Annotated in this window: 9 protein-coding genes; 7 read left to right on the top strand and 2 right to left on the bottom strand. The window is 66.5% G+C overall.

Annotation, left to right across the window (positions count from 1 at the left end; translation table 11 throughout):
- Window positions 1–35: 35 nt before the first annotated feature.
- On the bottom strand, window positions 36–2,741 hold the full coding sequence (locus tag ToN1_RS03425; RefSeq protein WP_169204599.1) for a winged helix-turn-helix domain-containing protein: 2,706 nt from the start codon (window positions 2,739–2,741) through the stop codon (window positions 36–38).
- Between the two features lie 275 nt (window positions 2,742–3,016).
- On the opposite strand from ToN1_RS03425, the gene ToN1_RS03420 reads away from it, so the two are divergent.
- Genes ToN1_RS03420 through ToN1_RS03400 form a run of 5 tightly spaced genes read left to right on the top strand, consistent with a single transcriptional unit; the run spans window position 3,017 to window position 9,504 of the window.
- Window positions 3,017–3,640 carry a DOMON domain-containing protein gene (locus ToN1_RS03420; protein ID WP_169204598.1) on the top strand — a complete coding sequence of 208 codons (624 nt, stop codon included), beginning with the start codon at window positions 3,017–3,019 and terminating at the stop codon, window positions 3,638–3,640.
- An 11-nt stretch (window positions 3,641–3,651) separates the two neighbouring features.
- On the top strand, window positions 3,652–4,764 hold the full coding sequence (locus ToN1_RS03415) for a 4Fe-4S dicluster domain-containing protein (protein ID WP_244860954.1): 1,113 nt from the start codon (window positions 3,652–3,654) through the stop codon (window positions 4,762–4,764).
- Window positions 4,761–7,661, top strand: coding sequence for a molybdopterin-dependent oxidoreductase (locus ToN1_RS03410; protein WP_169204597.1), 2,901 nt, complete (start codon window positions 4,761–4,763; stop codon window positions 7,659–7,661). The genes ToN1_RS03415 and ToN1_RS03410 overlap by 4 nt, the downstream gene beginning before the upstream one ends.
- Complete coding sequence (locus tag ToN1_RS03405) at window positions 7,658–8,197, top strand: molecular chaperone TorD family protein (protein ID WP_169204596.1); 540 nt, start codon at window positions 7,658–7,660, stop codon at window positions 8,195–8,197. The genes ToN1_RS03410 and ToN1_RS03405 overlap by 4 nt, the downstream gene beginning before the upstream one ends.
- Window positions 8,194–9,504, top strand: a complete 1,311-nt coding sequence (locus tag ToN1_RS03400) for a protoporphyrinogen/coproporphyrinogen oxidase (protein ID WP_169204595.1) — start codon at window positions 8,194–8,196, stop codon at window positions 9,502–9,504. The genes ToN1_RS03405 and ToN1_RS03400 overlap by 4 nt, the downstream gene beginning before the upstream one ends.
- Here the strand turns inward: ToN1_RS03400 and ToN1_RS03395 are convergent.
- On the bottom strand, window positions 9,458–9,940 hold the full coding sequence (locus tag ToN1_RS03395; RefSeq protein ID WP_210148005.1) for a DUF3658 domain-containing protein: 483 nt from the start codon (window positions 9,938–9,940) through the stop codon (window positions 9,458–9,460). The genes ToN1_RS03400 and ToN1_RS03395 overlap by 47 nt on opposite strands.
- A gap of 100 nt (window positions 9,941–10,040) precedes the next feature.
- Here ToN1_RS03395 and ToN1_RS03390 point away from each other — a divergent pair, with 100 nt between their 5' ends.
- Complete coding sequence (locus ToN1_RS03390) at window positions 10,041–10,472, top strand: DUF29 domain-containing protein (RefSeq protein ID WP_169204593.1); 432 nt, start codon at window positions 10,041–10,043, stop codon at window positions 10,470–10,472.
- A 224-nt stretch (window positions 10,473–10,696) separates the two neighbouring features.
- On the top strand, window positions 10,697–11,512 hold the full coding sequence (locus ToN1_RS03385; RefSeq protein ID WP_169204592.1) for a CbbQ/NirQ/NorQ/GpvN family protein: 816 nt from the start codon (window positions 10,697–10,699) through the stop codon (window positions 11,510–11,512).
- The last annotated feature ends 13 nt before the right edge of the window (window positions 11,513–11,525 follow it).

Here is an 11,525-nt window from a genome sequence, read left to right as displayed (position 1 = left end):
CAGCCTTGGTAAAGGAAGTATAGGCGCCGCGCGTTTCAGCGGTTGAGCAGCCCCGCGCGCTTGGCCTTGAAGATCGCGGCTGACCGGTTGCGGACCCGCAGCTTCATGAACAGGTTGTGCAGGTGCCACTTCACTGTGCCGACCGTGAGGCCGAGACGGTCGGCGATTTCCTGGTTCGACAGGCCGCTGTCGAGGAAGCCCAGCAGTTCGACCTCGCGGCTCGTCGGTGCATCGAGTTCCAGGCTGTCGGCAGGTGTCACGGCTGGCGGGGGGGCGGTGCGGTCGGTCTGCGCTGCGGCGTCCAGCCGCTGGCGCAGGTCGGCGAAGAATGCGAATTCCTTCTCGTTGACGAGCGGCCAGTTCTTCTTCGGGTCGGCCGTGATGACCGGCCGGATCACGTCGGCGTGTTCGATGAAAGGTTGGCACAGTCGGCGCGGCGCTGCGATGCCGATCGCGCGCAGCAGGGTCTTGGAGGCTTGGGCGGCGTGACCGGTCGCGGCCTCGATCTGCAGGCGGGTCAGCAGCAGGTGCACCTGCCAGGTTGCGCAGGTCGACTTCAGCGCAGATTGCAGTTCGGTATCGGTGGCCGCGAGCGCGGTCGGAAAATCGCGCTGCGCGATCAGCCACGCGATCCGCGCGGCGAGCAGGGCGCGGCGGGTGCTCGCGAGCTGGCTGGCAGGCAGCGCGGGCGGACGCGGCCCCAGCAGGTCTTCCATGTCCTGCCGGCGTACCCAGTCGGTCGCCGCCTCGGTGAGCCCGAGGCGCACCAGGCGTACCAGCACGGCACATTGCAGCAACAACTGCAGGCGCGGCGGGAAGCTCGTCGCGACGGCGTCGAGGTGGCGCGGCGCGAAGACCGATTCTTGGCTGCCGTCCCATAGGCGCACCGCGACTTCGAGCCCGACCTTGCACGTTTCGATGAAGCCGTGGTGCTTGGCCTGGCTGAGGCCGTTCAGCACCCGCTCGCGCGCTTCCTCGACGTCGCCCCGTTCAAGAGCGATCCGGGCGGCCATCATGTCCATCGTGGACACCATCGCGGCCTCGGGCCCGAGCACCTTGCGGGCGCGGACGACGGCCTCATCCAGCGTGTTGTGGACGAAGGCGAGATCGCCTTCCTCGATGTCGATCAGTGCATCGAGGCAGGATATCCATGCGAGGCCATACTCGCTTCCCGAGCGGCTCATCGAGTTGCGTGCCAGCATGATGCCGCGGCGGGCGGCCGGGAAGTCGAGGTCGGCAACTGCCGAGGTGCCGACCACACACGCGACGCCCGAGCTTTCGAAGGGATCGAGGCCGTCGTCGCTTTCGAGCCAGCGTTCGCCGCGCATCCGCGCTTCGGGGACGCGGTCGAGCGAGAACAGGATGATCGCAAGCAGGGCCTGCTTGCGTCCCGGCATGCGGTCGGCAAGCGGGTCGTCGCCGTTCGTGCCGAGCCGCATCCCGGCCAGCACGCGGTAGGCCTTCTCGTACTGGCGCGACATGAGCATCGCCCAGACGTACCAGTACTGCGCTTCGTCGGCGGGGAAGGGTTCGATCGGGAGCAGGCGTTCGTAGCAGCTGATGTAGAAGAGGTGCTGGCCCTGGTCGCGCACGACAGTTTGCGCGCGGGTGGCGAGGAGCTCACTCGCCTGCGTGCCGTCATGAATCGTCAGCGCCAGTTCGAACGCGTCGTAGTACTCGCCGTGCTTGCGGCACCATTCCAGCGCCCGTGCCAGCAGCGCGTGGCGTTGCGCTTCGCTTCGCGTCGAGCGGGCTTCGCGGCGTAGGTAGTCGCTGAACAGGCCGTGGAAGCGGAACCAGCCGCGGCGGTTGGTCGCCGGAAAGATCATCAGGTTGAGGCGGATCAACTCGGCGAGGATGTCCGGCGCGTTGGGCTTGCCGGTTGTGAAGCTGCACAGGTCGGCATTGAAGGCTTCGAGCTCGGCGATGTCGAGCAGGAATTCGGCGATCGCCGGGTCAATTGCGCCCAGCACGCGGCGGGAGAGGGTGTCCGTGAGGCTCGCGTCGAGCGTGGCCGCGTCGGCGCTGATCGCGGCGGGGTTTACCCGCGAGGCCATTGCGACGTGCATCAGGCGCACCGCCGCCGGCCAGCCTTCGGTCTGATCATGGATGACGTTGGCCTGCTCCGGCGACAGAGGGAGCGGATTGGCGCCGGACGTTTCGAACAGCTTGCGGATTTCCTCGCTGCCGAGGCTGAGGTCCGCGGGGCCGAGTTCGCGTAGTCCGTCTTCGAGGCGGATGCGATGGAAGCTGTCGAGCGGCAGTTCGATCGACGTGAGCACGATGCGCAGCCGCGTCTGGCGCAGGAGCAGGCGCTCGATCAGGTTGCCGAGTTCGCAGTCGCGGACGGCATCGAAGCCGTCGATCAGCAGGACGACCTCGTCGTGGAGCTGTTCGGCGGCGTGCAGGATGGCGTCGATGCGCGCGTCGGTCTCGATCGTCGGCCCGCCGTAGAACATCAGGCCGGCGCCTTCGCTGTTGCAGCCGAGGACCTTCTCGAGGTGCATCAAGGCTGAGCCGAAATCGGAACGGCCTTCGTCCAGTGTGTGCACATGGCTGTTGTAGCCGGCATCGCGCAGCGAGCGGGCGACCGCCGAGACGAACACGGTCTTTCCGTAGCCACGCGGGGCGACGACGAGGAGCAGTTTCGGCAGCGCGTCGAGGCGCGAAAAGTGCCGGATGGCCTGCGTACAGACGGGCTTGAAATGGGGCTCGCTGATCGCCTGCAAGGCGTGATTCAAAGAATGTCTCCTCGTTAGCACGGGGTGGTGTCCATCTGCGGGAAGGTCTTGCAGCAAGGCCCGCAGGGATCTTTGCAACGATTTTACGCGCTCCGTCCCCGGCGAAGAAGGACAGCTGTTTTGTTGACATAGGTCAACGTTCTGTCGAATTGCCAGGGGATAGGGGCCGACCCCTAACTCCGGGTAGGGGATCGCCTGCCGCGCAGATTCAACACTCCGCTTCACGAGGCGGCCGATGCATGCCGCCGGTTTCACACAAGAACAGGAGACAGAAATTGCGAACCCAACGCGTGAAGAATGTTGCGCCGCTGCTCGACCCGGCTGATCCGGGCTGGCGCACGGTGCCGGTCGAGCAGGTGTCGATGATGCCGACGCCGCTCGCCATGCAGCCGACCCCTTACATCCGCAACTCGTGGGAAGGGCGTGAGTACGGGCGGGTCACAGATCTCGCTGTCGCCAGCGTGCATGACGGTCGGCAATGGGCACTGCGGGCGAGCTGGCGCGGCGTGAGCCCGGCGGGCAAGGATTTCCCGGACGCGCTCGCGATCGCGTTGCCGGTGCGCGGCAAGCCGGTGCTGGCGCTGATGGGCGCGGCCGACGCCCCGATTCATTTCCTGCGCTGGCAGGCCAACAAGTCGGTTGTCGCGTCGCAGATCGCGATGGGCATCGGCTCCTCGGCGCGCGGGCCGGCGATCACCTGTTCCGCGCAGGCCCGCGCCGAGGGTGACCGCTGGCAGGTGGTGATCGCGCGTCCGCTCGGCGGTGCCGGTGACCTCGCGCCGCTCGTGGCCGGCCGCAAGACCGGCATCGGTTTCGCCGTCTGGATGGGCGGCAACGACGAGCGCGGCGGCATCAAGGCGTTCTCGATCGACTGGGCCGAACTGGCCCTCGACGCGTGAAGGAGAGCGGGATGAGCAAGCGACAAGTGGCCATGGTCATGGACCTCAACAAGTGCATCGGTTGCCAGACCTGCACCGTGGCCTGCAAGACCTTGTGGACACGCCGGGAAGGCATGGAGCACATGCTGTGGAACACCGTGAACACCCAGCCCGGCGCCGGCACGCCGCACGGCTTCGAGAGCATGGGCGGCGGTTTTCGCGACGGTGTGGCGCAACCCGGCCAACGCCCGAGCGTCGAGGACTTCGGCAAGGCCTGGAACTTCAATCATGAGGAGGTCTTCTTCGGCGGCAAGGGCGAGATCTCGCTCGCAGCGGACGGCGGCAAGCACGGCAAGGGGCCGAACTGGGACGAAGACCAGGGCGGCGGCGAATTCCCCAACAGCCACTATTTCTACCTGCCGCGCATCTGCAACCACTGCACGCATCCGGCCTGCCTCGAAGCCTGCCCGCGCAAGGCGATCAGCAAACGCGAGGACAACGGCATCGTCCTGATCGACGAGGACCGCTGCAAGGGCTACCGCTTCTGCCAGGAAGCCTGCCCCTACAAGAAGATCTATTACAACGAGGTCGAAGAGGTGTCGCAGAAGTGCATCTTCTGCTTCCCGCGCATCGACGAGGGCGTGACCACCGCCTGTTCGCGCCAGTGCCCGGGGCGGGTGCGCTTCGTCGGCTACCTCGACGACCCCGAAGGCCCGATCTGGAAGTTCGTGACGAAGCACAAGGTCGCGCTGCCGCTGCACGCCGAGTACGGCACCCAGCCCAACGTGTTCTACGTGCCGCCGCTGTCGCCGCCGAAGATCGACGACGAGGGCAATCCGACCGACGAGCCGCGCATCCCGACCGAATATCTGGTGTCGCTCTTCGGCAATGGCGTGCATGACGCGCTCAAGACCCTCGAACGCGAGCGTGAGCGCAACAAGCGCGGAGAGAAGTCCGAGCTGATGGATCTTCTGATCGCGCGCAAGTGGCTGGACATGTTCGGTCCCTTCCAGAAGCACCCGCGCGACGCCGCCCGCAACCGGCCGATTCCGCAGAACCAACAGAAACCACGCGCGCCGCAGCAGCAGGTTTCCGAGATCCGTTTCTACACCAAGGAAGAGTTCAAGAAGGGAGGCCGCGCATGAGCGCCGGGATCGATCGCCGTGGTTTCCTCAAGAGCGCCGCGGCCCTGATGGGCAGCCTGTCGATGCCCAACTTCGTCGTGCAGGCGGCGACGCCGCAGAGCGGCGGGCTGCCGGCCGTGCCGCTCTACTCCTCGTGGAAGGACGTCTATCGGAGCCAGTGGACCTGGGACAAGGTCGTGCGCAGCACGCACCACCTCAACTGCTGGTTCCAGGCGCATTGCTCGTGGGACGTCTACGTCAAGGACGGCATTGTCTATCGCGAAGAGCAGGCCGGCGAGTACGAGCAGGTCAATCCCGAGCTGCCCGACTACAACCCGCGCGGCTGCCAGAAGGGCGGCTGCTTCTCCGAGCGCATGTACGACCCCTCCCGCATCACGCATCCGCTGCGCCGCGTCGGGCCGCGCGGTAGCGGCAAGTGGGAGCGCGTGAGCTGGGAAGAGGCGCTCAACGACATCGCCGACACCTATCTCGACGTGACCCTCGACGAGGGCACCGACCGGACGATTTGGGACCTCGGGCCCGGCATCGACCTCGGCGTGTCGATGGCGGCGCAGGGCCGCTTCAGCATGCTGACGCAGTCGATCGGCCTCGACATGGACGGCGAGATCGGCGACTCGCGGCGTGGCACGCTGGAGACCTTCGGCAAGATCGTCTTCGAGCGCTCGGCCGACGACTACTTCTATTCCGACCTGATCCTGTTCTGGGGCGGCAACCCGGTCTACACGCAGATCCCGCAGGCGCACTTCTTCACCGAGGCGCGCTACCGCGGCGCGAAGATCATCTCGATCGCGCCGGACTACAACCCTTCGGCGACGAAATCGGACCTGTGGATTCCGATCAAGCCGGGGACGGATGCCGCGCTCGCGCTGGCGATCTGCCACGAGATCGTCGCGGGCGGCCATGTGAAGGAAGCCTTCGTCAAGGAACAGACCGACCTGCCGCTGTTGGTGCGCAGCGACACTATGCGTTTCCTGAAGCAGGCGGACGTGCAGGAGGGCGGACGCGAGAACCACCACATGCTGTGGGATGCCGTAAGCGACAGCCTGCAGACGGCGCCTTTCCGTTCGCTCGCGCTGGAAGCGCTGAATCCGGCGCTCGACGTGCGGAAGACGGTGACCCTGAAGGACGGGCAGAAGGTCGAGGTGCGCAGCGTCTTCTCGCTGCTGCGCGACCGCCTCGCGGACTACACGCCCGAAGCGGCGTCGAAGCTATGCGGCGTGAATCCGAAGCTGATCCGCCGCCTCGCGCGCGAGATCGTCAGTGCGGACAAGGTCTCGAACATCGCGCAGACGAGCCTGTGCAAGTACTTCCACGGCAATCTCGCGGAACGCTCGATGGCGCTGATCTTTGCGCTCACCGGCAATATCGGCCGGCGCGGGGCGGGCTTCTCCGGTTTCCCGCTGCTGACGCCCGACGGCGGTGACAAGTTCGCGATCCCGCCCTCGCTGCAGGAGGCGGCACAGACCTTCGGCAAGCTCGAACCGCTGATCCAGCAGCGGCTCGAAGCCGGCGACACGCAGGAGATGATCGTCACCGACCTCGGCCGGATGATGTTTGCACCGGGCAACAAGCTGCTGCGGCTGCCGGTATGGACTTCCGGCACGCTGTTCTGGTCGGTGCACGGCGGCATCGGCGAGCTGTCAAAGCGCGCAGACGAGTGGGGGCTGGGCAACAAGCGTCCGCTCGGCGAGTACCTCGAAGAGTCGCTCGCGAAGCAGTGGCAGCCGCTCAACCCGCCGCCGGATCGTCCGCCGCGCATCATGATCTCGCTGTGCAGCAACACGTTGCGTCGTGCCCGCGGCAGCGAGAAGCTGCTCGAAGTGCTGTGGCCGAAGCTGAAGAAGATCGTCGTCATGGACTGGCGCATCAACTCCACCGCGCGCCACGCCGACTACGTGCTGCCGGTCGCGCCCTGGTACGAGCGCACCTCGCTGAAGTGGGTCACGCCGCTATCGCCCTACCTGACGATCACCGACCAGGCGACGAAGCCGCTGGGAGAATCGAAGAGCGACTGGAGCATCATCGTCGCGCTGTCCGAGGCGATCCAGAAGCGCGCCCGCGCACGCGGCATCAAGTCGGTGCAGAGCCCGCAGGGGCTGGAGGTGAAGCTCGACACCTTGTACGACGACCTGACGATGAACGGTCAGTTCAAGGAAGGCGACGACGACAAGGTCGCGCGCACGATCTACGACCTCGGCGGCACGCACAAGAAGCTGTCGTGGGACGAGATCAAGCAGAAGGGCTTCGCGCGCTTCGAGAAGCTCCCCGAGGAGCCGAGCTCGATCGGCAACATGTGCGAGTTCCCCGCGAACGACAGCATCGTGCCGCTCACCTTCCACGTGCGCGACAAGGTGCCATACCCGACGTCGAGCCGGCGCATCCAGTTCTTCGTCGACCACCCGTTCTACGAGGAGCTCGACGAACTGCTGCCGCGCTTCAAGGCGCCACCGATGATGGGCGGCAACTACCCGCTGATGATGACCGGCGGCAAGACGCGCTGGAGTATCCATTCGACGTGGCGCGACAGCCGCATCATGCTGCGCCTCGAGGCACGGCCCGAGCCCTACATGCTGGTGTCGATCGCCGATGCGACCAAGCGCGGCATCGTGGATGGCGACTGGATCCGCGTCTGGAACGACGTCGGCAGCTTCAAGTGCAAGGCCAAGGTGTCGCCGAGCCTGCGCCCGGGGCAGACGCTGATGTACCACGCCTGGGAGCGATACCAGTTCCTCGCCGGCGGGGACATGAACAGCGTGTCGCCGACGCCGCTGAACCCGGTGGAACTCGCGGGCGGGCATCCGCACCTTACAGCCGGGGTGTTGCAAGGGCAGAACTCGGTGTTCGACCGCGACACGCGGATCGAGATCGAGCGCATCGCCGAAGGAGTGCCGGCATGAACGCGCGCGACGGATTCTCCGACTTGTCGTGCAGCGCGCTCGGCCGCAGCGCGATGTACGCGGCGCTATCGCGCGCGTTCACCTACGAAGGCGCGGGCAGCGGGCCGGTAGCGATCGCCGGCAGCGACTTCAACGCGGCCTTCGATCCGTCCGTCAGCGAGGATGCCTGCGCCTTGCGCGAAGGCGCCTACGCCGGCGGCGACCAGACCGCGTTGTTCGAAGAGCTGATGCGCTTCTATGGCTTCTTCGGCCTCGCGCGTGGCGAGCACGCCCAGATGCCCGACCACCTCTGCGTCGAACTCGAATTCATGCACTTCCTGACGCTGCAGCAGGAGCGCTCGGCCGGACAGACCGAAGCGCTCGAATCCCTGCTGCGCGCGCAGCACGACTTCCTGTCGCGCCACCTGCTGCGCCTCGTGCGCGGTGTGCGCGCAGCGATGAAGAACGCATCGCCCGCCTGCACGGAGCTGGTCGAGATGACAGAAGCCTTCGTCAGCGAAGACCTACAAGAACTATCCAGGAGACAGACCCCATGAAGACCATCGTCATCGGCGGCGGCCCCGCCGGTTGTGCGGCCGCGTACACGCTGAGCAAGCAGGGCCACGACGTGCTTCTGTTCGAGGCCTCGGACCAGGTCGGCGGCCGCACCAAGCAACTGCGCCGCGACGGCTTCAACCTCGCGACCGGTGCGCTCTTCCTGATGGGCGGCATCTACCCGCGCACCTCCGCACTGCTCGCCGAGATGGGGCACGACCGCGACATCGTGCCGTGGGGCGGGGCATCCGAACTGCAGGACAAGGACGACTCGCGCTATCCGGTGAGCTTCGTGTCCTTGCTGAGCTATCTTCGCATTCCCGTGCTGAGCCTCGGTGACAAGCTGAAGGTCGCGATGGCCGGGCTCAGGCTCCACCTCCGCCCGGGCGCGAGCAATCCCTTCGACGGTGCGGAACTCGCGGCCTTCGACAAGGGCGAGGATCTGGAGACCTGGTCGCGCAAAAACCTCGGCGAGCGCGCCTACGAGTACATCGTGCGGCCGATCATGGACTTCCTCTACGCGGTGCCGGCGAGCTGGCTGTCGACGCCATTCCCGCACGCGATCATCCAGCAGGCGCACAAGATGAAACTGTCGGTGCCGCCGGGCGGCGTCGGGCAGGTGAGCGAGTGGTTCGTCCAGGCCGCGAAGCGCGCCGAGGTGCGCCTCTCCACGCCGGTCGAGCGCGTCGAGCGCAGCAGCCAGGGATACCGCGTGTTCGCGAACGGCGAGGCGCACGACGCGGACGGCTTGGTCGTCGCCACCGAGGCCTTCGTCGCGGCGAAGCTCCTCGAGCCGTATATCGACGCTGACGCGCGGAGCAGGCTGACGGAGGCCCCGTACACCGACTACGCCCACGTCGCGATCGGCTACGCGAAAAGCCCCTGGCCGAACTACCCGACCGACATCGTGCTGCCGGTCGGTGTCGGCGGGACGCGCAACATCGGCGCCATCGTGCTGCACAGCCGTCGCCATCCGGGCTCGGTGCCGAAGGGCGGCGAACTCGTCGGCGTTTATTTCAACACCCCGCCGCTCGCGCACATGAGCGACGAGGACATCAAGCGCGAAGCGCTCGAAGCGGCGATCAAGGCCTTCGGCGCAGCGCCCGATCCGACCTTCGTGCATCTCTTCCGCTACGACCGTGGGCTGACCATTGCCGGGCCGGGACACTACAGCAAGCTCGACGCCGTGCACAAGGCCATGCCGCCGCGGGTGTGCCTCGCGGGGGACTATTTCTCGCAGGCGGGGGTGGAGGCAGCGGTGTTCAGTGGTGAGCGGGCGGCGCAGATGCTGGATCGGGCGATGCATTGATTTCGATGCGGGCCGGCCTCGCCGTCGATCCAAAGGTGAGCCGAAGGCGATTCGGCTCACCGGCATTCAAAGCAGTGTCCCTTGCGCGCCGCCCGGCGTCGTCAGCCTGACCTCGGCGTCGGTGAGCGATCCGGCAGTCCCACATCGCCAAGCCGATCGCCTGCCCGGCGGGTTGCCACTCGTCGTCGTACTGCGCGAGCAGCAGCCCGTCGTAGTAGTCGTCGCCGTGGTGGCTGACGCGGCCGTCGGCCCAGCGCCGCACGCCCGAGGCGATGGCCGCATTGCGCTGCCATTCCTGCGCGAGGCGCGTGATCTCCGCAGCGTCGAGTACCCGCGTCCGGCCCAGCAGTTCGCCGAACTCGCCCGGTTCGAACTGACTGACGGCACGCCGGCCGCGCGCATCCGCTCCGGGCACGACGGCTTCTTCAAACCCCATCCCAGCGCAATGCCGGTTTCGCGCTGCCGGGATCATTTGCAGATTGTGACGTCTAAGCGGGACCGAGTACGGCAAGTCCAAAATTTACGGAGACCCGATCATGTCTGCTTACGATGACGACTTCGCGGCCTGGGCGGCCGAGCAGGCGCAGATGCTGCGAAACGGACAGCTGGCGCAACTCGACACCGGGCACATCGCCGAAGAGCTCGAGTCCTTGGCCCGCAGAGAGCGACGTGCGCTGGCGACCTGCATGTCCGGCCTGCTTGCACAGCTCCTCGCGGGACAGTATCAGCCCGAGCGCCAGACCGCGGTGTGGCATGCCACGATCCGCGCCGAGCGCAGGGAGATTCGGCAATTGCTGGAAGAGTCGCCCAGTCTGACGGAAAACCTGTCGGCGCCACGCTGGCGGGACATGGTGTGGAGCAGCGCCTTCGCCGAGGTGGTCGAAGAGACCGGCCTGGACGGACTTCCGGCAACCTGCCCGTGGTCGCTGGTGGAGGAGGTGCTCGCTGAGGAGTGGCTACCGAGTTGATCCAGTGCATCGCCCACCTCATCGGCCCGGCTGTTCGTCGCGGAAAGCTGACTAATGCGCTTCTTCCTCGGATAGCCGCTGTTGAGCCCGCCGATTGCCCTGGTCCCGGTCCTGGTCGGCGAAATCCAGCTTGGCTTACTTGTCCTAACTATCGGTAGGGGGCCAAACCCGCTGCCGGGACTACCTTCTCCGTCACACAAAGAAGTCAACGATGGAGACAGGCGATGCAGGTGGCTTTCAGCGCCGATGAGCGGCGAGTGGCGGAGCAGCCGTATTACCTCGCGAGCGGGGACGAGGTCGAGGTGTTCCAGGCGGCACACCGGCAGCGCTTGCCGCTGATGCTGAAGGGGCCGACGGGCTGCGGCAAGACGCGGCTGGTCGAACACATGGCGGCGCGGCTGGGGCTGCAGCTGATCACCATCGCCTGCCACGAAGACATCACGGCCGCGGATCTCGTCGGCCGTTACCTGCTGCATGGCGGCGAAACGGTGTGGGTCGACGGGCCGCTGACGCGTGCGGTGCGGCGCGGGGCGATCTGCTATCTGGACGAGGTGGTCGAAGCGCGCGCCGACACGACCGTCGTGATCCATCCGCTGGCGGATCATCGCCGCGAGCTGAACCTCGAGCGGTTGAACGAAACACTGCATGCACCCGACGACTTCATGCTCGTCGTGTCGTACAACCCCGGCTACCAGAGCGTGCTGAAGGACCTGAAGCAGTCGACGCGGCAGCGCATGGTCGGCATCGAGCTGGGTTATCCGGTGGCCGAGCGCGAGTTGCGGATTCTGGTGCGGGAAAGCGGTATCGACGAGGCACGGGCGATGGAGCTGGTGAAGCTCGCGCACGCGATCCGCAAGCTCGATGCGAGCATGCTCCCGGACGTGTGTTCGACGCGCACGCTCGTAAGCACTGCACGCCTGATGTGCGAGGGCCTGTCCGCGCGAGCGGCGGCGATGGCAGCGATGCTGTTGCCGCTGTGCGACGACGCGGAGGTTGTTCGCGGGCTGCGCGAGGTGGTCAATACCTATCTGCCGCAGTAGGCAGGCGATGGCG

It is taken from the genome of Aromatoleum petrolei (assembly GCF_017894385.1).
In the GTDB taxonomy this organism is placed as follows: domain Bacteria; phylum Pseudomonadota; class Gammaproteobacteria; order Burkholderiales; family Rhodocyclaceae; genus Aromatoleum; species Aromatoleum petrolei.
Note: the sequence above shows the minus strand (reverse complement) of the source record. Positions and strands in the feature narration are given on the sequence as shown.